General features: G+C 40.3%; 18 protein-coding genes and 1 pseudogene. 4 read left to right on the top strand and 15 right to left on the bottom strand.

Annotated features, from left to right (window positions below; genetic code table 11):
* Nucleotides 1-14: 14 nt before the first annotated feature.
* The 6 genes and pseudogenes from ACVC7R_RS00430 to parE all read right to left on the bottom strand — a co-directional run bounded on the left by ACVC7R_RS00430 (nucleotide 15) and on the right by parE (nucleotide 8,061).
* A complete protein-coding gene (locus tag ACVC7R_RS00430; protein ID WP_447263043.1) occupies nucleotides 15-1,037 on the bottom strand; it encodes a branched-chain amino acid aminotransferase in 1,023 nt (340 codons plus the stop codon).
* Nucleotides 1,038-1,167: 130 nt separating this feature from the next.
* Complete coding sequence (gene parC / locus ACVC7R_RS00425) at nucleotides 1,168-3,645, bottom strand: DNA topoisomerase IV subunit A (RefSeq protein ID WP_447263042.1); 2,478 nt, start codon at nucleotides 3,643-3,645, stop codon at nucleotides 1,168-1,170.
* Nucleotides 3,646-3,831: 186 nt separating this feature from the next.
* On the bottom strand, nucleotides 3,832-4,650 hold the full coding sequence (locus tag ACVC7R_RS00420) for an aminoglycoside 6-adenylyltransferase (RefSeq protein WP_281335454.1): 819 nt from the start codon (nucleotides 4,648-4,650) through the stop codon (nucleotides 3,832-3,834).
* 16 nt (nucleotides 4,651-4,666) lie between these two features.
* Nucleotides 4,667-4,990, bottom strand: a pseudogene (locus ACVC7R_RS00415) (GNAT family N-acetyltransferase); the annotation flags it as partial.
* 186 nt (nucleotides 4,991-5,176) lie between these two features.
* The gene (locus tag ACVC7R_RS00410; protein ID WP_281335456.1) at nucleotides 5,177-6,103 is read right to left on the bottom strand and encodes a hypothetical protein; all 927 of its coding nucleotides are present in this window, start codon (nucleotides 6,101-6,103) and stop codon (nucleotides 5,177-5,179) included.
* 14 nt (nucleotides 6,104-6,117) lie between these two features.
* Nucleotides 6,118-8,061 carry a DNA topoisomerase IV subunit B gene (gene parE / locus ACVC7R_RS00405; RefSeq protein ID WP_414290606.1) on the bottom strand — a complete coding sequence of 648 codons (1,944 nt, stop codon included), beginning with the start codon at nucleotides 8,059-8,061 and terminating at the stop codon, nucleotides 6,118-6,120.
* A 173-nt stretch (nucleotides 8,062-8,234) separates the two neighbouring features.
* Here parE and plsY point away from each other — a divergent pair, with 173 nt between their 5' ends.
* Nucleotides 8,235-8,876 (top strand): glycerol-3-phosphate 1-O-acyltransferase PlsY, encoded by a 642-nt coding sequence (gene plsY, locus ACVC7R_RS00400; protein WP_447263041.1) that lies wholly within the window; start codon nucleotides 8,235-8,237, stop codon nucleotides 8,874-8,876.
* Nucleotides 8,877-8,906: 30 nt separating this feature from the next.
* Here the strand turns inward: plsY and ACVC7R_RS00395 are convergent, their stop codons facing one another.
* From ACVC7R_RS00395 to ACVC7R_RS00360, 8 genes are all read right to left on the bottom strand, one after another.
* On the bottom strand, nucleotides 8,907-9,863 hold the full coding sequence (locus ACVC7R_RS00395) for an ABC transporter permease (protein WP_447263040.1): 957 nt from the start codon (nucleotides 9,861-9,863) through the stop codon (nucleotides 8,907-8,909).
* 2 nt (nucleotides 9,864-9,865) lie between these two features.
* Nucleotides 9,866-10,924: an ABC transporter permease gene (locus tag ACVC7R_RS00390; RefSeq protein WP_447263039.1), complete on the bottom strand. Its 1,059-nt coding sequence runs from the start codon at nucleotides 10,922-10,924 to the stop codon at nucleotides 9,866-9,868.
* A complete protein-coding gene (locus tag ACVC7R_RS00385) occupies nucleotides 10,917-12,452 on the bottom strand; it encodes an ABC transporter ATP-binding protein (protein WP_447263038.1) in 1,536 nt (511 codons plus the stop codon). Before ACVC7R_RS00385 ends, ACVC7R_RS00390 begins: the two co-directional genes overlap by 8 nt.
* Nucleotides 12,453-12,588: 136 nt before the next feature.
* Nucleotides 12,589-13,644, bottom strand: coding sequence for a BMP family lipoprotein (locus tag ACVC7R_RS00380; protein WP_447263037.1), 1,056 nt, complete (start codon nucleotides 13,642-13,644; stop codon nucleotides 12,589-12,591).
* A gap of 90 nt (nucleotides 13,645-13,734) precedes the next feature.
* Nucleotides 13,735-14,124 carry a cytidine deaminase gene (locus ACVC7R_RS00375; protein WP_447263036.1) on the bottom strand — a complete coding sequence of 130 codons (390 nt, stop codon included), beginning with the start codon at nucleotides 14,122-14,124 and terminating at the stop codon, nucleotides 13,735-13,737.
* On the bottom strand, nucleotides 14,111-14,773 hold the full coding sequence (gene deoC / locus ACVC7R_RS00370; RefSeq protein ID WP_447263035.1) for a deoxyribose-phosphate aldolase: 663 nt from the start codon (nucleotides 14,771-14,773) through the stop codon (nucleotides 14,111-14,113). Before deoC ends, ACVC7R_RS00375 begins: the two co-directional genes overlap by 14 nt.
* Nucleotides 14,774-14,790: 17 nt before the next feature.
* On the bottom strand, nucleotides 14,791-16,074 hold the full coding sequence (locus ACVC7R_RS00365) for a pyrimidine-nucleoside phosphorylase (RefSeq protein WP_447263034.1): 1,284 nt from the start codon (nucleotides 16,072-16,074) through the stop codon (nucleotides 14,791-14,793).
* Nucleotides 16,071-16,661, bottom strand: coding sequence for a class I SAM-dependent methyltransferase (locus tag ACVC7R_RS00360; protein ID WP_447263033.1), 591 nt, complete (start codon nucleotides 16,659-16,661; stop codon nucleotides 16,071-16,073). Before ACVC7R_RS00360 ends, ACVC7R_RS00365 begins: the two co-directional genes overlap by 4 nt.
* Nucleotides 16,662-17,120: 459 nt before the next feature.
* Here ACVC7R_RS00360 and coaA point away from each other — a divergent pair, with 459 nt between their 5' ends.
* The 3 genes from coaA to ACVC7R_RS00345 all read left to right on the top strand — a co-directional run bounded on the left by coaA (nucleotide 17,121) and on the right by ACVC7R_RS00345 (nucleotide 18,919).
* Nucleotides 17,121-18,041 (top strand): type I pantothenate kinase, encoded by a 921-nt coding sequence (coaA, locus tag ACVC7R_RS00355; protein ID WP_447263032.1) that lies wholly within the window; start codon nucleotides 17,121-17,123, stop codon nucleotides 18,039-18,041.
* 52 nt (nucleotides 18,042-18,093) lie between these two features.
* Entirely contained in the window at nucleotides 18,094-18,342 is a 249-nt protein-coding gene (rpsT, locus tag ACVC7R_RS00350; RefSeq protein ID WP_029689628.1) for a 30S ribosomal protein S20, read from the top strand.
* A gap of 64 nt (nucleotides 18,343-18,406) precedes the next feature.
* On the top strand, nucleotides 18,407-18,919 hold the full coding sequence (locus ACVC7R_RS00345) for a DNA topology modulation protein (RefSeq protein ID WP_447263031.1): 513 nt from the start codon (nucleotides 18,407-18,409) through the stop codon (nucleotides 18,917-18,919).
* A gap of 92 nt (nucleotides 18,920-19,011) precedes the next feature.
* Here ACVC7R_RS00345 and deoD read toward each other — a convergent pair whose 3' ends face one another.
* Nucleotides 19,012-19,722, bottom strand: a complete 711-nt coding sequence (deoD, locus tag ACVC7R_RS00340; protein WP_178894854.1) for a purine-nucleoside phosphorylase — start codon at nucleotides 19,720-19,722, stop codon at nucleotides 19,012-19,014.
* Nucleotides 19,723-20,014 lie beyond the last annotated feature (292 nt).

Here is a 20,014-nt window from a genome sequence, read left to right as displayed (position 1 = left end):
TCCCTTAAAAAATTTTAATCTACTTTTACAATCCAACCTTCTGGTGCTTCAATGTCACCAAATTGGATGCCGGTCAACTCATCATAGAGTCGACGAGTTACTGGACCAACCTCTGTTTCACTGTAGAAAACATGGAAATCATTACCGTGTTGGATTCCCCCAATAGGTGAGATTACTGCTGCTGTTCCACAGGCACCTGCTTCTACAAATCGATCCAGACTATCAATTGGTACATCTCCCTCGACAGGCTTCAATCCTAAACGATGCTCTGCCAAGTAAAGTAATGAGTACTTGGTAATCGATGGTAAGATTGATGGACTCAATGGGGTTACAAACTCATTGTCAGCTGTAATCCCAAAGAAGTTTGCTGATCCAACTTCTTCAATCTTTGTGTGAGTTGCTGGGTCAAGGTAAATAACATCTGAAAAATTACGAGATTTAGCCATTTTTCCAGGTAGAAGACTAGCTGCATAGTTACCCCCAACCTTGGCAGCACCTGTACCATGTGGCGCCGCACGGTCATATTCGTCTTGAATCAAAAAATTTGTCGGTGTCAATCCACCCTTAAAGTAATTTCCAACTGGCATAGCAAAGATGGTAAAAATATACTCCTCAGCTGGTTTTACCCCGATGATGTCTCCGACACCAATCAAAAGTGGACGAAGATAAAGGGTTCCACCAGTCCCATAAGGTGGTACGTAGTCCTCATTGGCACGAACAACTGCTTTACATGCTTCTACAAACATTTCTGTTGGCACTTGGGGCATCAAGAGACGATCACAGGTACGTTGCAGACGTTTAGCATTTTCATCTGGACGGAAGAGTTGAATACTGCCATCCTTTGTACGATAGGCTTTCAATCCTTCAAACGCTTGTTGTCCATAATGAAGGCTTGGAGATGATTCTGAAATATGCAAGGTTGCATCTTCTGTTAATTCTCCTTGAGTCCATTGTCCATTTTTAAAATAAGCGATATAACGATAAGGTAGTTTCATATAGGAAAAACCGAGATTTTCCCAATCAATCGTAACAGTCATGACAATCTCCTTTATTCTAATCAAAACTATGTGTTCTATTCTACACTATTCTCCTAAAAATTCAAGTATTATTTGTAATTTTCTGAAAATTTTACTTATAAAAAATCAGTCACTAGGACTGATTTTCTTCTTAATTATCTTTTTCTTCTTTAAAGACTTCTTTGAGGTAGGCATCGAAAACTTCCTCGTCTGAAATAGTATCTGAGATAAAGCTTCCATTACTTGTGCGCTCTGATAGATTCAAATCTTGCAAGATTGATTCGTAAATTGTTCCATTATTTGATTGGATAACAAGAGTTTGTTCACCATCTTCTACTTCTGTACTAAAAAGATCTCCGATAAATCCTTGTTCTGAGACAGCACCGGCCAAGAATACGCGATGTGGTTTGCTCTTCAATTCTCTCAGAACTTGAAGACCACGCTTAGCACGACTGGTTGCTGGAATTTCCTCTGTTGATACACGTTTCAAGCTTCCACGTTGCGTTAACAGATAGAAGGATGAAGTATTGCAGATAAAGGCAGCTTGAAGCTCATCATCTGCTTTCAGATTCATAGCTTTAACACCTGCGGCCTTGGCTCCAACAACTGGAACCTCTTCGATATTAAAGCGAAGGGCATATCCATTTTTACTAATCAACAAAACATCATCAAGTTTGATTGGTGCAACAGCTATAATCTGGTCAGTCTCATCTTTCAACTTAGCATATTTGACAGACTTAGAGCGATAGGTTCTCCATGGAGAGAATTCTTTGCGTTCGACACGTTTGATTTGACCAAGGCGAGTCGCTGCAAAGTAGGTTGTCGCATCATCAAACTGGTCCACAACTTCTACGTAAAGTACTTCTTCATTGGTTTCAAAGTTGGTAATCGTTTGACTCAAGTGCTCTCCGATGTCCTTCCAGCGAATATCTGCTAACTCATGGATTGGTCGATAAATGACATTTCCAAGAGTAGTGAACATCAAGAGGTGCTGGGTTGTCTTGGCAGTTTGCACAAAGATCAGACGATCATCATCCCGTTTGCCAATTTCTTCCAGCGTTGAAGCTGAGAAAGAACGAGGACTAGTACGCTTGATATAGCCTGCTTTGGTCACGCTGACGTATGTATCTTCTTCAGCAATAAGGCTAGCTGTATCAATCTCAATCACTTTTGCTGTATCTTCTAAAGAACTCAAACGAGGTGTCGCAAACTGTCTCTTGACATCACGAAGTTCTTTTTTCATGAGATTATACATAGTTCGTTCGTCACCGATGATAGCCGCCAGCATAGCAATTTTTTCGCGAAGTTCTGCTTCTTCTTCTTGCAAGACAACTACGTCTGTATTGGTCAAACGGTATAGTTGCAAGGTAACAATAGCTTCAGCCTGCTCTTCAGTAAAATCATAACTGACCTTGAGGTTTTCCTTGGCATCAGCCTTGTTCTCAGAAGCACGGATAAGAGCAATGACTTCATCTAAAATAGAGATGACACGAATCAAACCTTCCACGATATGGAGACGTTTTTCAGCCTTTTCCTTGTCAAAGCGAGAACGTGCCAAGATGACCTCACGACGGTGGGCAATATAGCTAGATAAGATAGGCACAATTCCAACCTGACGAGGGGTGAAATTGTCAATCGCAACCATGTTGAAGTTGTAGTTGATTTGTAAGTCAGTATACTTGAAAAGGTAGTTGAGAACAAGCTCGGTGTTCGCATCTTTCTTGAGTTCAATAGCAATGCGAAGACCGTCACGGTCAGACTCATCACGAACCTCAGCGATACCTGCTACCTTGTTATTGACACGAACTTCATCGATTTTCTTGACTAAGTTAGCCTTATTAATCTCATAAGGAATCTCAGTGATAACGATTTGTTCCTTACCACCTTTCAGTTTCTCGATTTCAGTCTTGGAACGAACAACCACGCGCCCCTTACCAGTTTCATAGGCCTTTTTGATCTCGTCACGACCTTGGATGATAGCTCCTGTAGGAAAGTCTGGCCCAGGCAAGAATTCCATCAACTTATCGACCTTAGCAGTTGGGTGATCAATCATGTAGACTGTAGCATCGATAACTTCTGCCAAATTATGCGGTGGAATATCTGTGGCATAACCAGCTGAAATACCTGTTGAACCATTGACTAAAAGGTTTGGAAAGGCTGCTGGCAAGACAGTTGGCTCTTTCTCGGTATCGTCGAAGTTCCAAGCAAAGGGAACTGTCTTTTTATCGATATCTTGAAGAAGGTAGCCTGCAATCTCTGATAAACGAGCTTCCGTATAACGCATAGCCGCAGGTGGATCTCCGTCCATTGAACCGTTGTTTCCGTGCATTTCAACTAGAATCTCACGGTTTTTCCAGTCCTGAGACATACGGACCATGGCATCATAGATAGAAGAATCTCCGTGTGGGTGGAAATTACCCATGATGTTCCCGACAGACTTGGCTGACTTACGGTAGCTCTTGTCAAAGGTATTGCCATCCTTATTCATAGAATAAAGAATACGGCGTTGAACCGGCTTCAATCCATCCCTAATGTCTGGCAAAGCCCGGTCTTGAATGATGTATTTGGAGTAGCGACCAAAGCGCTCTCCCATGATGTCCTCCAAGGACATATTTTGGATATTACTCATATAAGATACAAAGGGACGATTCGGCCTGCCGAAAATTTCTGTAGAAAAATAGGAAATCGATGCAGGGTTCAATGAACCCAAAGCGATTTATCTTTTTTCCTAGGTCTTAGTCCCGTGTTCAGTTACTACAAATAACTAAACGATCCTTTCTGTAGTTTAAAGTTATAATTTGTGTTCTTTATTTGCTTAGTGATCAGGAAGTTTTTCCTTAGCATATCTCATCATCTTCTCAGCTACTTCCTTATCATAGTCAAAGCCCATCTTTTGAGCAAGAGATTGAGCCTCTTGGTGGAAAAATTGCATCGTAGCAAACAATGACTGAGTAAGTTTTTCTACACTTGAAAAATCAAGGAGAGTAGAGATTTCCTTCTCTTTCTCTGTAGGTAAATACTGGAAAAGATACTTGTAGTTCTTACCAATATCGACTGTTCCCCTATCACTTGCGACCAGCCAAGCCAAGACCTTCAAGAGTTCTTGCTGGCAAATATCGTAGAGATGGTCAGTCGCATAAAGAAGTTGCTTGCGACAGATTCCCTTGACCACATAGGCGGAAACCCACCAAAATTCATTGCAGGCTTTTTCAAAATCTGTCTCACTAGCTGGATTCGTCCAATAGCGCTTAGGTGTCGGTGCATAAGAGTCAAAAAGCCCCTGCGGGTCATCCAGCACCGTGAAATCCGCTTCGCTATCCACCCACTCTTTCATGTGTTCTTTTGGGCAGAGGGTTAGATCAATTCGATTACCATCATCAAAAAGCATGAGGAAGAGACGACGGTTGCCTAGGATATTATGCTGCTCAATGATACGTTTGCCAAACTGGTCCAACCAAGCAAGATTGCTTGTTAGATTATCTAAGTCGTCCACGACATAGACCACATCGTAGTCTTGAAATTCATCTTTTGTGACATTTTGGTTTGTCCGTGAACCAGACATAGCGACAGCATCTACTTTTAAAGTTTCGGCAGTCTGTAAAATTACATCGAGCATTTCTGTTTCAGTTCTCATGGGAATACCTGCCTTTTTAGTGAAAACTCTTGATTCTGTAAAGAGTATGTCTATAAAGCGGACTGACTGCTGGAACTTTTTCATTATCAAATTCTTTGACAAATTCCACGCCTAGCTTTTGCATGACTTTTTGCGAAGGGAGATTGAGCAAGGTTGTAAAAGAGTAAACTTCTGATAAGCCAGCTTGCTGGAAAGCGAAGTCTAGACAGGCTTGGGCAGCCTCCGTCGCATAACCACGATTCCAAAACTCTTTTCGCAGACACCAGCCTATTTCTACAGCTTCTTTTCCAGCAAAAATCTGTAAATCCGAATGGTGCAGACCTACCAAGCCGATAAACTCCTAATTGTCTAAGTCACTCAGGGACAAACTTTTTACTTCATATACTTTTTTCATTTTTCTTTTCCTTTTCTTTTTAAAAATTTTTGTGCCAGTCTCTCCCATGAGACAGGTAAGCTGACTTTTTTCTGCCAGTCACTTTTTTGAAAATAAATCGCTGGTAGGTTTTTAATTAGATGATTTTTGGGGTTAATAATCTGGTACTAATGGATCCTGCGGTAAAATACGGTATTTGTGTAATAATTTATAGGCTATCGAGTGAAAATTATCCTCATCAGGAGTTTTCAAAATATCCATGAAATTATTTATTGTTTCTAATTTACTTTTTAGTGTATCAGAGTCAAGCTTCAAACCAGCCAATGCTAATAAATTAACTTTGTCATCATCTGAATTTATCCTCTTAAACTCATTTACTAAATAGTTATGTGCTGTCTCATAGATGCTTTGTTCCCCATTTATTTTAACTTCATTTCCCTTTATTGAATCTATATTTTTTGTATAATTTTTTAAATCCTCCCATTCCTCTTCACTAATCTCAATTTTATCTCCTACACTCATTGAAAGAAAAGTAATTTTTTTCAAATCTTTTGGATTATCTTTATATGAATATTGAACCTGTGTACCAATGAGTAGAGATGGATAAGTTCGTATTTTTACATCATTACCTAAATGACTTTCATTCACATCTCGCATTCCTTTTTTTGCATAGAAATTTTTTGGAAGAGTAGAAGTCATCACCTCATCAATAGTTTTTCCTGTTAAAGTTTGACTTTTTACATTCTCATAAGAAATTGGTAAAAGAACAAGAAAAATTGTCTCCCCTCTTTTTATGACTGACGGAATATACATCAAATAAGTTGGGTGCGGTGGAGAAGTTAGTGGCTTAGTTGACTCATTGTAAAGAGTATAGCTGGGGTTTTCCTGCCAAAAATTTTGTATAATATGAAAATTGGTAGTATCCATATATTTCGTTCTATTATAATTTATCCAAAAACTATATCCAGATAAACCAAGTGCTAATAAAGAAACTATTATAGGAATTATTTTTAGCCAATCAATATTCGCTAAATTACTATTACCATTTCCAGCAAAAAATTGAGTTTTCTTTAAAAACATTAACACTCCTTTCCTTAAAACACTGTAGCTTCTTCCAGCGTAAACTTGACATTATCCTCAATCCACTTACGGCGTGGTTCGACCTTGTCTCCCATGAGGACATTGACGCGGCGTTCGGCGCGTGCTAAGTCTTCGATGGTGACACGAATGAGAGTTCGGGTTTCTGGGTTCATGGTTGTTTCCCATAGTTGGTCCGCATTCATCTCACCAAGCCCCTTGTAGCGCTGTAGGGTGGCGCCTTTGCCAAACTGCTTGCGAAGTTCTTCTAGTTCGCCATCCGTCCAAGCATAGGCTACTTCTTCTTTCTTGCCTTTACCTTTGGACATCTTATAAAGAGGAGGGAGGGCGATATAGACATGTCCTGCCTCGACTAGTGGACGCATGTAGCGATAAAAGAAGGTTAAGAGAAGGGTTTGAATGTGGGCACCATCGGTGTCCGCATCGGTCATGATAATGATCTTGTCATAGTTAGCATCTTCAAGGGAGAAATCTGCCCCAACACCAGCCCCGATGGTATAAATCATGGTATTGATTTCTTCATTTTTGAGGATATCCGCCATCTTGGCCTTGGCTGTATTGATGACCTTACCACGAAGAGGCAAAATAGCCTGAAACTTACGGTCACGACCTTGTTTGGCAGATCCACCGGCAGAGTCCCCCTCGACCAGATAGAGTTCGTTCTTAGCTGGATTTTTAGATTGAGCTGGAGTCAATTTTCCAGACAACAAGCCTTTGTCTTTTTTATTTTTCTTACCATTTCGGCTCTCATCACGCGCTTTACGTGCTGCTTCACGGGCATCACGGGCCTTGATGGCTTTACGAATCAGATTCGAAGCCAATTCCCCATTTTCCATAAGGAAGAAAGTCAACTTATCAGCCACAATCCCATCTACAACTGGACGAGCTAGTGGACTTCCAAGTTTGTCCTTAGTCTGTCCTTCAAACTGAAGATGTTCTTCGGGAACTAGGATAGAAAGAACAGCCGCTAACCCTTCACGGTAATCTGAACCTTCAAGATTTTTATCTTTTTCTTTGAGAAGCCCCGTCTTACGTGCATAGTCATTCATAACCTTGGTAATGGCTGACTTGAGTCCTGTCTCATGCGTTCCACCGTCTTTGGTACGGACATTATTGACAAAGGACAAGATGTTATCTGAAAATCCATCATTATACTGGAGGGCTACTTCTACTTGGAAACCATTGTCTTCCCCTTCAAAGTATAGAACTGGTGTCAAGGTTTCCTTGTCTTCGTTAAGATAAGAAACAAAGTCCTGTACTCCATTCTCATAGTGGAATTCGATTGCTTCATCTGTTCGCTTGTCCGTTAATGACAAGGTTACATTCTTCAAGAGAAAAGCTGACTCATTGAGACGCTCTGAAATGGTATTGTACTTAAAGTCTGTCGTAGAAAAGATACTAGCATCTGGCATGAAGGTCACTTTGGTACCTGTTTTAGACTTAGGTGCAGTTCCAACCTTTTCTAGAGTGGTAACTGGCTTGCCTCCATTTTCAAAACGTTGTCTATAAACTGCTCCATCACGAGTAATTTCTACCTCTAACCAACTAGAGAGGGCATTGACGACAGAAGATCCAACCCCGTGGAGACCTCCTGATGTCTTATAACCACCCTGACCGAACTTTCCTCCAGCGTGAAGGATAGTAAAGATAACTTCAACCGTTGGAATGCCCATAGCATGCATTCCAGTCGGCATTCCACGTCCGTGGTCTTGAACCGTTAAACTTCCGTCTTTATTAATGGTCACATCGATCCGGTCACCAAATCCAGACAGGGCTTCATCGACCGCATTATCGACGATTTCCCAGACAAGGTGGTGGAGACCAGCACCGTCAGTCGATCCGATATACATCCCTGGACGTTTACGGACCGCATCCAACCCTTCTAACACCTGGATGGCATCATCATTATAATTGTTAATATTGATTTCCTTTTTTGACACAAGGAACCTCCTATTTGTTCATCTTTTCTATTTTACAGGTTTTCTAAGGATTTTGCAAAGTTTTTCTAATTCTAGATCCCTATTGTCAAATCTTTTAATAACAAGATTTCAGATGTCACAATTCCAGACAAGATTCCTTACGATTCTCTCCTATTTCATGGTATAATAGAAACATGATAACAATAGTATTATTAATTTTAGCTTATTTATTGGGTTCAATCCCTTCAGGCTTATGGATTGGACAAATCTTCTTTAACATTAATCTAAGAGAACATGGATCTGGTAATACTGGAACGACCAATACCTTCCGAATTTTAGGAAAAAAAGCTGGGATGGTAACTTTTGCAATTGATTTCTTTAAGGGTACTTTGGCTACTCTACTTCCACTAATCTTCCATGTGCAGGGAGTTTCACCAATCGTCTTTGGACTTTTAGCAGTCATTGGCCACACCTTCCCTGTCTTTGCAAAATTCAAGGGTGGTAAGGCTGTTGCAACCAGTGCTGGAGTTATTTTGGGATTTGCTCCTCTCTTTTGCCTCTACCTTGCAGTCATTTTCTTCGGAATCCTCTATCTCGGAAGTATGATTTCCCTTTCTAGTATATCGGCTGCTATTGCTGCAATTATTGGCGTCCTTCTGTTTCCTCTCTTTGGATTTATTTTAACTAGTTATGACCTACTTTTCACGGTGATTATGATTGGTCTTGCAAGTCTAGTAATTGTTCGCCACAAGGACAATATCAAACGTATCCAAAATAAAACAGAAAATCTCATTCCTTGGGGACTTAACCTAACGCACCAAGAACCTAAAAAATAAAACGTCAGTTGAAACTGACGTTTTTTTATGTTATTTAGACTTGATATAGTTGATACCATCTGCCTTCGGCGCAACAGCTTTACCAAAGAAGGCTGCTAGGACGACAATGGTCAAGAGATATGGTGCGATTTGCAAGTAAACGGCTGGTACTCCTTGCAAGAAAGGAAGCTGAGAACCGATAACTGCCAAACTTTGTGATAGTCCAAAGAAAAGACTTGAAAGCATCGCACCAACAGGATTCCATTTACCAAAAATCATGGCCGCAAGAGCGATAAATCCTGGACCGACGATGGTTGTCACTGAGAAGTTAACAGAAATTGATTGGGCGTAAATAGCTCCACCGATTCCTCCAAGGAAACCGGAAATCACAACTCCAAGATATCTCATCTTGTAAACATTGATTCCCAAAGTGTCTGCTGCTTGTGGGTGTTCACCGACTGAACGAAGACGAAGTCCAAAGCGAGTTTTAAAGAGAACAAACCATGCTAAGAATGAGAAAGCAATTGCTAGATAACCAAGTAAACTTGTTGACTTGAAGAAGATATCTCCGATAACTGGAATATTCGCCAAAAGAGGGAAATCAAATCGACCAAATGTTTGTGTTAAGTTATCCGTTTGTCCCTTGTTATAAAGCACCTTGACCAAGAAGACTGCCAAGGCTGGCGCCATCAAGTTAAGTACGGTACCACTAACAACATGGTCAGCACGGAAATGAATTGTAGCTACTGCGTGAATCAGCGAGAAGAGCGCTCCGACTAATCCACCAACTAGAAGCGCTACCCAAGGAGTTAATGCTCCCAAATCTTGAGCAAATTCAAGGTTAAAAACAACTCCAGAAAAGGCACCCATGACCATGATTCCTTCAAGACCAACGTTAACAACTCCACCACGTTCAGAGAAAACTCCTCCGATACTTGTGAAAATAAGTGGTGCTGAGTAAATCAACATGGACGAAACCATAAGGGTTAACATTGTTGTAATCGACATCCTTATTTACCTCCTTTAAGTTGTTTTCTCGGTTTAACGAAACGTTCGATGATGTAGTGAACGCTGACAAAGAAGATAATTGAGGCTGTAACGATACTTACAAGCTCAGATGGTACTTGTGCAGCATTCATACCAGGTGCTCCTACCTGTAGGACACTGAATAAGAAAGCCGCAAATAGAATTCCAACTGGTGAGTTTGAAGCAAGTAGACTTACTGCCATACCGTTAAATCCGACCGCCAATGATGAACCTTGAACGTAGACGTTTTGGAAGGTACCAAGTCCTTCTACTGCTCCACCTAGACCTGCAAGGGCACCCGAAATAATCATGGATAGAATAATGGTACGTTTAGCCGAAATCCCTGCATATTCAGAAGCATTTGGATTTAGACCAACTGCACGGATTTCAAAACCGAGCGTTGTCTTCTTAAGCATGAACCAGATAACTGCAACTGCTATGATAGCAAAGAAAATCCCAATGTTCATACGAGAATTTCCTGTTAACTCAGCAAGCCAAGGGGTCTGATAAGTTGCATTTGCACTTACTCGAATAGATGAGTCGGTACTTTGCATGATTTCTTTGGGGAAGTGGTGAATAAAGGCATTTCCCACATAAAGAACAATATAGTTCATCATAATGGTTACGATAACCTCAGATGTCCCAAGGTAGGCTCTTAAGATACCAGGAATAGCACCAACGATTCCTCCCGCAACTAAGGCAATAACAATGGTCGCAAGAATCATCAAGGGACGTGGCAAATCTGGGAAAGAAAGAGCGAACCAACCACTCATAACCCAACCCGCGAGGGCTTGTCCTGGAAGACCAACGTTAAAGAAACCAGCACGGCTTGCCACTGCAAATCCTAGAGCAATCAAGACTAAAGGACCCATGGCACGGAAGATTTCACCGATTCCACGTACACTACCAAAGGCTGTGTAGAAAAGTTCTTCATATCCCCAGATAGCATCGTAGCCAAAAATCCACATGACAATGGCTCCGAGTAGGATCCCTAAAATAACAGAAATCAAAGGAACCGAAATTTGTTGTAATTTTTTAGACATCACTCTTCTCCTTTTCCAATACACCACCAGCCATCAAGACACCAAGCTCTTGCTTGTTGGTTGTTTCTGGGGTTACAATCCCTTGAATCTTACCATCGTGGATAACGGCAATTCTATCAGAGACATTTAGAATCTCATCAAGCTCAAAGCTGACTACAAGGACAGCTTTCCCATTATCACGCTCTTGAATCAAGCGTTTGTGAATGTACTCAATAGCACCGACATCCAGACCACGAGTAGGTTGGCTGACGATAAGGAGATCAGGATTTCGATCAACTTCTCGAGCGATAATAGCTTTTTGTTGATTTCCTCCAGAAAGAGCTGAAGCTGGAACAATCTCACTAGCAGCACGAACATCAAATTCTTGCATTAATTGCTTAGCATATCCTATGATATTGCTGTAATTTAAGATCCCCTTCTTGCTAAGAGGTTCTTTATAGTAGGTTTGAAGAGCAATGTTTTCAGAAATCATCATTTCCAAAACCAAACCATCACGGTGACGGTCTTCTGGAACGTGACCCACACTCATTTCTGTAATTTGACGCGGATGTAATCCTACGATGGACTGGCCTTTCAACTCCACGCTACCTGACTCAATCTTACGAAGTCCAGTGATAGCTTGGATCAATTCTGACTGACCATTTCCATCAATCCCGGCAATCCCAACAATCTCACCAGCTCGAACATCAAGAGAAAGATTTTTAACTGCTGGAACACCACGGTTTTCGTTAACAACCAAATCTTTAATCGATAGAATCACTTCTTTTGGTTGCGCTGCCTGTTTCTCAGTTTTGAAGGAAACAGAACGTCCTACCATCATTTCAGCCAAGTCAGCATTGGTTGCACCAGCAATTTCAACTGTTTCGATAGATTTACCACGACGGATAACAGTGACGCGGTCAGATACAGCACGAATCTCATCCAATTTATGGGTAATCAAGATAATGGACTTACCTTCTTTGACCAAGTTCTTCATGATAGCCATCAACTCATCGATTTCTGATGGTGTTAAGACGGCAGTCGGTTCGTCAAAGATAAGGATGTCTGCTCCACGATAAAGTGTCTTTAAGATTTCAACCCGTTGTTGAGCTCCGACAGAGATATCTGCCACTTTGGCAGAAGGATCCACAGCAAGGCCATAGCGTTCAGACAACTCATTGATTTCTCGAGTTGCACGAGCAATATCTAGCACACCATTTTTGGTCAATTCACTCCCCAAAATGATATTTTCAGCAACAGTGAATGCTTCTACCAACATAAAGTGTTGGTGGACCATCCCAATTCCGAGGTTAGCTGCTTTTGATGGCGAGTCTAGCTTCACAGCTTGACCGTTGACCACAATTTCACCACTAGTTGGTTCTAGAAGCCCCGCTAGCATGTTCATAAGAGTGGACTTGCCCGCTCCATTTTCTCCTAAAAGTGCATGAATTTCACCTTTACGAAGCTCAAGGTTAATCTTGTCGTTAGCGACAAATTCACCAAAAACTTTGGTAATTTCACGCATTTCAATGACATTTTCGTGTGCCATGTGCTCTTCCTTTCAGAGTGTTATTTTGTTTCAATAAAACCTGCTAAAGAAACTTAGCAAGCTCTATTGAGACAAAAATGTCTCAATCCTTAAAGAAGCGGCCCAAGACCGCTTCCTAAGAAATGACTTCCATCAATTATTTTTCAGGAACTTTGATGCTACCATCAAGGATTTTAGCTTTTGCATCTTCAACAGCTTTTTTACCTTCTTCAGAAAGGTTTGTCACTGCCAAATCAACACCTTTATCCTTCAATGAGTAAACGATAACTTGACCACCAGGGAATTCACCTTTTTCAGCCTTGTTGGCAAGGTCTTTTACAGCTGTACCAACTTGTTTCAAAGTAGAAGCAAGTACGAAGTTAGCTTCTTTACCATCTTTAGAAGTGTATTTACCTTCATCTACTTGGTCACGGTCTACACCGATAACCCAAACTTTTTCACTTTCATTTTTGCTTTCGTTCAAAGATTTAGCTTCAGAGAAGACACCTGCTCCAGTACCACCAGCTGCTTGGTAGATAACGTCTGCACCTGCAGCGTATTGAGCTGCAGCGATTGTTTTACCTTTAGCAGCATCACCAAATGAACCAGCGTAGTCTACTTGAACTTTGATAGATGGGTCAACTGACTCAACACCAGCTTTGAAACCAGCTGCGAAGCGAGAAATAACTTCAGATTCCATACCACCTACAAAACCAACTTGTTTTGTTTTAGTAGTTTTAGCTGCAGCCACACCTGCAAGGTATGCTGCTTCGTTATCAGCAAAAGTAGCACTTACAACATTTTTTTGATCTTTAATCACATCGTCAATCAAAACATAGTTTATATCTGTATGTTCTTTGGCAGCATCAGCAACTGCATTTTTAAGTGCAAAACCAATACCATAGATCAAGTTGTAGTTTCCAGCTGCTTGTTGCAAGTTGTTTGCATAGTCCGCTTCACTTGTTGATTGGAAGTAAGTATAACCATTGTCTTTTGAAAGGTTGTGTTCTTTACCCCAAGCTTGAAGACCTTCCCAAGCTGATTGGTTGAATGATTTATCATCAACACCACCTGTATCTGTAACGATAGCTGCTTTAGTCTTCACATCAGAAGAAGATGAAGACGCGTTACGAGAAGAGCGATTACCACATGCAGCAAGTCCAAATGCTGCTACTGCAACTAGACCAAGGCCTAGCCATTGTTTCTTGTTCATTTCTGAACCTCCTAAATAAGATGCGCAACTAAGTTGCAAGTATGGATAGATAGGTCACAAGGACCCTTGTCACTGAATGAGTGACACAGACTAATGCAAGTCTGTAAAAGAATATGGAAGTAATTCCCCGACCGTCATCTCGACCGTCGTTTTATCTTTGGCGACTAGAGTCACCTTTAGATCTGGTTTAAAAAATTCGACCATGACTTGGCGACAAGCTCCACAAGGCGAAATCGGTTTTTCTGTTTGACCATAGACAATCAATTCTGAAAAGTCCCGTTGTCCTTCAGAAACCGCCTTAAAGATAGCTGTTCTTTCGCCACAGTTGGTCAAAGAGAAGCTAGCATTTTCAATATTGCATCCTGTATAAACACTTCCATCCTTAGCAACCAGAACAGCACCAATTGGGAAATGTGAGTAGGGTACATAGGCGTTTTTACTAGTTTCAATTGCTAATTCAATCAACTCAGTAGTCGCCATCTGCTAACTCTCCTTTTAGAATTGCAACACCAGAAGATGTTCCAATACGTGTCGCACCTGCTTCTACAAAAGCTACAGCATCTGCATAAGAACGTGCTCCTCCTGCTGCCTTAACACCCATATCAGGTCCAACTGTCTGACGCATTAACTTCACATCTGCTAAAGTTGCCCCACCAGTTGAGAAGCCTGTAGAAGTCTTGACAAAGTCTGCGCCAGCTTTCTGAGCCAACTGGCAAGCCAACACTTTTTCATCATTCGTAAGTAAGCAAGCTTCAATGATAACTTTAACGAGTTTGTCACCGCTATCCTCAACAACTGCTCGAATATCTGATTCGACCAAGTCAGCATTCCCAGACTTAAGCGCTCCAACATTGATAACCATATCAATCTCATCAGCACCATTTTGGATGGCTTCTTTGGTTTCATAGGCTTTGACAGCTGAAGTTGTAGCTCCAAGAGGAAAACCTACAACCGTACAAACTTTAACATCTGTATCTTTAAGACCTGCCTTTGCATGAGAAACCCAGCAAGGATTCACACAAACACTGGCAAAATCGTACTCTCTTGCTTCAGATAGCAAACGATCGATTTGTTGTTCGGTTGCATCTTGCTTTAAAAGCGTATGATCAATGTATTTATTTAATTTCATTTCGGTTTTTCCTTAAATCAGGAGATAATTTCGATGATTTCACGTGTTTTTATCACTTCATCACTCATTTTAATTTTAACATATTTTTGGAAATCTGTAACTAGTTCCGGAGAAATTTTGCCATTTGCATATACTTTTGCGACAATTTCACCCTTTTTGACTGATTCTCCAACTTTCTTCTCAAAAACAATCCCTGTCTCATAGTCAAGAGCATCTGTTTTCACTGCACGACCTGCACCTAATCTCATGGCAAAAAGCCCGAACTCCATGGCTGGAAGTGCCTCAATGACACCATCTTCTTGAGCAGGAATTTCTACTACATGATCAACTTTTACAGGTCGATAGAGATCTTCTAAATCCCCACCTTGAGCGAGAATCATCTCTTCAAACTTCTTGAGTGCCTGACCATTTTCAAGATGTTCTTTCACTTCCTCAACCGTTTTTTCAATATTTGCTAAAGACAGCATAATTTTAGCTAGTTGGCAGATAAAGTGACTAATATCCTCGCGTCCTTTTCCTTGAAGAATTTCAAGGGCTTCTAGGATTTCTAAACGATTTCCAATGGCACGTCCTAAAGGTTGGCTCATATCAGTAATGACTGCGACTGTCTTTCGACCTACAGCCTTCCCAAGATTTACCATGGTTTGAGCCAGTTGGCGTGCCTCATCGACTGTCTTCATAAAGGCACCTTCACCAACTGTTACGTCCAGTAAGATAGCATCAGCACCAGCTGCGATCTTTTTACTCATGACAGAACTAGCAATCAGTGGAATAGTATCAACTGTTGCTGTCACATCACGTAGTGCATAGAGCAACTTATCCGCTTTGACTAGTTGATCAGACTGTCCAATGACTGAAACTCCAATATCTTGAACCTGTTTGATAAAGTCATCCTGACTGCGTTCGACTTGAAACCCTTTGATAGATTCTAATTTATCGATAGTTCCTCCAGTATGACCCAAACCTCGACCACTCATCTTGGCCACTGGAACATCAAAACTGGCAACCAAGGGAGCTAAAATCAAGGTGACCTTATCTCCTACTCCACCAGTTGAGTGTTTATCGACCTTGATACCTTCAATAGCAGATAAATCAAATTCCTGACCTGTTTTCACCATATTCATTGTTAGGTCAGAAATCTCCCGAGTGGTCATACCTTTAAAATACACAGCCATAGCAAAGGCAGACATCTGGTAGTCAGGAACTATCCCTGCAACATAGCCTTCAATCAACCATTGGATTTCACTTGAGCTGAGTTCTTGGCCGTCTCTTTTTTTCTGGATTAGATCTACTGCTCTCATTCTTTCACACTTCTAAGGATATAATATCCCTTATCTTTCTTTACAATCTCGCAATTACCAAAAACTTCTTCCATCTTATTTTTGGCGCTGGGAGCTCCTTGCTTCTTTTGGATGACAATGGTCAAATCTCCACCATCCATAAGATAATCAATACTTTTCTCGATGATTTCATGAACGACCTGCTTGCCTGCACGAATGGGCGGATTCGAAATGACATGATTAAATTGTCCCTCTACCTGCTCATAAATATTGGACTGGAAGATAGTCGCTTGAACATTGTTTTTTACTGCATTTTGCTGAGCTAAATCCAGGGCACGATTATTGATATCCACCATGGTCGCTTGGGCACCATAAGCTTTAACCAAAGACAAGCCTATTGGACCGTAGCCACAACCAACATCAAGGATTTTTTCATCTTTTTCGACATCCAGACATCTTAACAACAGCTGACTTCCGAAATCAATCATTTTTTTGCTAAAAACACCTGCATCTGTCAAAAAGGTCATCTTTTGTCCAAGCAGTTCCACTCTTAATTCGTGAACATCATGGGCAGCATCTGGATTTTCTGCATAATACATTTTACTCATAGGATTATTTTACCATAAAATTTAGATATTTTAAATCGTTTACACGGTCTATACCAACTAAGGCCCTAAGAAGAGATAACCTAGGAACATACTAATAAAAAATGAAAATAGACAAGCTAGACCAATCAATATCAGCCACCATTTTCTTGTTAAAATGGCGAGAATCAAGTAAATAAAACCAATGATTGGTAGCAAAAATAACAATACAAAAGCAGACCAGCTAAAGGCTTGATTCCCCAATGTCACAGTATATTCTATTACAGTCGGAGATAGCCACAAAATCGCAACTAGTACGCTAGTTAATTTTAGAATGTTATCGCTCACTACTAGTCTCATAACATCACCTCTTTTGATGTTTATTCTACTTATATTCTAACAAAGAAAGCGCTTTTTCTCAAATGATTCAGATGCCTTTATTCCTAAATTATGGTATACTGAGATATCAAACGAGGAAAATTTATGACCAACGAATTTATACATTATGAAAAAATTAGCCGAAAAACTTGGCAATCTTTACATCGTAAAACAACACCTCCTTTAACCGAGGAGGAATTGGATTCGATTAAGAGTTTTAATGACCAAATTAGTCTCCAAGACGTAACAGATATCTATCTACCACTGGCACACTTAATTCAAATCTACAAACGTTCCAAAGAAGACCTAGCATTTTCAAAAGGGATTTTTCTCCAAAGAGAGAGTAAAAGTCAACCATTTATTATTGGAATTTCAGGTAGTGTCGCTGTTGGGAAATCAACTACTAGTCGACTCTTACAAATTTTGCTTTCCCGTATTTTTCCAGAAGCAAGTGTTGAATTAGTGACAACTGATGGCTTTTTGTATCCTAACAGCATCTTAAACGAGCGAAATATCCTAAACCGTAAAGGGTTTCCTGAGAGTTATGATATGGAAAGCTTGCTCGATTTCCTAGATCAACTTAAAAACGGACAAGATGTTGACATTCCTGTTTATTCTCATGAAATCTACGACATTGTTCCTCGTCAAAAACAACGAGTTCAAGCAGCAGATTTTGTCATAGTAGAAGGTATCAATGTTTTTCAAACACCACAGAATAGCCGTCTCTACATCACGGATTTCTTTGATTTTTCCATTTACGTTGATGCTGCAGTCGAGGATATTGAGAGTTGGTATTTGGATCGTTTCTTAAAACTTCTTAGCTTTGCACAAGATGATCCAAACAACTATTACTATCGTTTCACCCAGCAACCAATTAGTGAAGTAAAAGATTTTGCCCATCAGGTTTGGACAAGTATTAATTTGACCAATCTACAAAACTACATCGAACCGACCAGAAATCGGGCTGAGGTCATTCTTCATAAATCTAAAAATCATGAAATTGATGAAATTTATTTAAAAAAATGATTTCCCCTTGTCAAAATAACAGTTTTCAGATATAATGGTATAGTTAGTAAATATGGAGGTAAGAACATTGGCAAATATTAAATCAGCTATCAAACGCGCTGAATTGAACGTTAAACAAAACGAAAAGAACTCAGCTCAAAAATCAGCTATGCGTACTGCTATCAAAGCTTTTGAAGCAAACCCATCTGAAGAACTTTACCGTGCTGCTAGCTCAGCCATCGATAAAGCAGAAACTAAAGGTTTGATCCACAAAAACAAAGCTAGCCGTGATAAAGCACGTCTTGCTGCTAAACTTGGTTAATTAATAACTGAAAACAAAATGAGCTCTTCGGAGCTTTTTTTGTACCAAATTTTTGGAGGTTATCATGAAAATTGCTATTATCGGGTATTCCGGATCAGGTAAGTCTACTCTGGCAGAAAAACTAGCTAAGCACTACTCTATCCCTAAACTTCATATAGATAGACTGCAATTTCAGCCAGGATGGCAAGACAGTGACCGCGATTGGATGCTGAACGAAATGAAAACTTTTCTAGTCAAAAACGAAAACTGGGTCATTGATGGCAACTATACCTGGTGTTGCTATGAGGAAAGAATGGAGCAAGCCGATCAGATTATCTTTTTAAACTTCTCAGCTTGGAATTGTTTATTTAGAGCCTTTAAACGCTATCTAAGATACAGAGGAACAGTTAGAGAAAGTATGGCGGATGGTTGCCATGAACGTTTTAACTGGGAGTTTATTCGTTGGATTCTTTGGGATGGCCGAACAAATAATGCTAAGGAAAGATACCAAAAATTAAGTGATACCTACCCTGAAAAGATGCATATTCTCCATTCTCAAGCAGAGATTGATTATTTCTTGCAATCTCTTAAAAAATAGACGATAGAGCAATATTTCATTAAAGTCAGCATAGACTGAATGACTAAAAAAGGAAGATTTTCATTCAGAAAATCTTCCTTTTGTGTTCCCTTTTATTCTGCAATCAATGTTTCCAAACCAACCTTCATCATATCAGTGAAGGTATTTTGACGTTCTTCTGCTGTAGTATCCTCTTCTGGATTAACCAAGCTATCTGAAATAGTCATAATAGCTAGCGCATCAACATGGTGTTGAGCAGCCAAATAGTAAAGAGCTGCCGCTTCCATTTCAACGGCTTTCACTCCCCACTTACCAAGCTCGATATTCTTTTCAAAGTAGTTTGAGTAGAAAACATCTGATGACAAGACATTTCCTACATGCGTAGTCATGCCAAGGTCTTTGGCAATGTGGTAAGCCTTATCTAGCAAATCAAAACTAGCGATTTGTGGGAAATCGTATTGAGGCCAGTCATTGCGAATGATGTTTGAGTTGGTTGCGGCTGCTTGCGCTAAGACCAATTCACGGACATGAACATCTTCATTTAATGAGCCTGCAGTTCCGACACGAATCAATTTCTTCACACCGTAGTCGACAATCAACTCACGCGCATAGATAGAGATGGATGGCATCCCCATCCCTGTTCCCATGACAGATACACGGTGACCCTTGTAGGTACCAGTGTAACCAAACATGTTCCGAACTTCGTTAAAACAAACAGCATCTTCAAGGAAGTTCTCAGCGATAAATTTCGCACGAAGAGGATCCCCAGGAAGAAGAATTTTATCAGCAATTTCACCCTGCTTAGCAGCAATATGGATAGACATAGTTTATGATACAAAGAGCGAACAGAAAGCGACTGAAAATTAGGAATCTGACGAGAAATCCTGATTTCTCAGTCAGATTATCTATTTTCCGAGCTTTCCGCTCGTGTTCAAATTTGAACACATGCCCTTCCTTTCTGTGTGTATTTTTTTATTCAGAAAAGCTTTCCACTCGTGTTCAAATCTGAACACACGCTCTACCTTTCTTTTAAAATGATAATGATTATAAAACTAAAATGTATTTTTGATTAGATACCAAAGATAGTGATATCAACTAGTTGCAGACATGCAAATA

This window comes from Streptococcus sp. Z554, assembly GCF_053010305.1.
Note: the sequence above shows the minus strand (reverse complement) of the source record. Positions and strands in the feature narration are given on the sequence as shown.

Excerpts from the sequence above, each read along its gene's own strand:
- ACVC7R_RS00360 (WP_447263033.1), bottom strand. The coding sequence starts at position 16,661 with ATGAGTAAAATGTATTATGCAGAAAATCCAGATGCTGCCCATGATGTT.
- plsY (WP_447263041.1), top strand. The coding sequence starts at position 8,235 with ATGATAACAATAGTATTATTAATTTTAGCTTATTTATTGGGTTCAATC.
- ACVC7R_RS00395 (WP_447263040.1), bottom strand. The coding sequence starts at position 9,863 with ATGTCGATTACAACAATGTTAACCCTTATGGTTTCGTCCATGTTGATT.
- ACVC7R_RS00410 (WP_281335456.1), bottom strand. The coding sequence starts at position 6,103 with ATGTTTTTAAAGAAAACTCAATTTTTTGCTGGAAATGGTAATAGTAAT.
- deoD (WP_178894854.1), bottom strand. The coding sequence starts at position 19,722 with ATGTCTATCCATATTGCTGCTAAGCAGGGTGAAATTGCTGATAAAATT.
- parC (WP_447263042.1), bottom strand. The coding sequence starts at position 3,645 with ATGAGTAATATCCAAAATATGTCCTTGGAGGACATCATGGGAGAGCGC.
- ACVC7R_RS00375 (WP_447263036.1), bottom strand. The coding sequence starts at position 14,124 with ATGGCGACTACTGAGTTGATTGAATTAGCAATTGAAACTAGTAAAAAC.
- deoC (WP_447263035.1), bottom strand. The coding sequence starts at position 14,773 with ATGAAATTAAATAAATACATTGATCATACGCTTTTAAAGCAAGATGCA.
- ACVC7R_RS00430 (WP_447263043.1), bottom strand. The coding sequence starts at position 1,037 with ATGACTGTTACGATTGATTGGGAAAATCTCGGTTTTTCCTATATGAAA.
- rpsT (WP_029689628.1), top strand. The coding sequence starts at position 18,094 with ATGGAGGTAAGAACATTGGCAAATATTAAATCAGCTATCAAACGCGCT.
- coaA (WP_447263032.1), top strand. The coding sequence starts at position 17,121 with ATGACCAACGAATTTATACATTATGAAAAAATTAGCCGAAAAACTTGG.
- ACVC7R_RS00380 (WP_447263037.1), bottom strand. The coding sequence starts at position 13,644 with ATGAACAAGAAACAATGGCTAGGCCTTGGTCTAGTTGCAGTAGCAGCA.
- ACVC7R_RS00420 (WP_281335454.1), bottom strand. The coding sequence starts at position 4,650 with ATGAGAACTGAAACAGAAATGCTCGATGTAATTTTACAGACTGCCGAA.
- ACVC7R_RS00365 (WP_447263034.1), bottom strand. The coding sequence starts at position 16,074 with ATGAGAGCAGTAGATCTAATCCAGAAAAAAAGAGACGGCCAAGAACTC.
- ACVC7R_RS00385 (WP_447263038.1), bottom strand. The coding sequence starts at position 12,452 with ATGGCACACGAAAATGTCATTGAAATGCGTGAAATTACCAAAGTTTTT.
- ACVC7R_RS00390 (WP_447263039.1), bottom strand. The coding sequence starts at position 10,924 with ATGTCTAAAAAATTACAACAAATTTCGGTTCCTTTGATTTCTGTTATT.
- ACVC7R_RS00345 (WP_447263031.1), top strand. The coding sequence starts at position 18,407 with ATGAAAATTGCTATTATCGGGTATTCCGGATCAGGTAAGTCTACTCTG.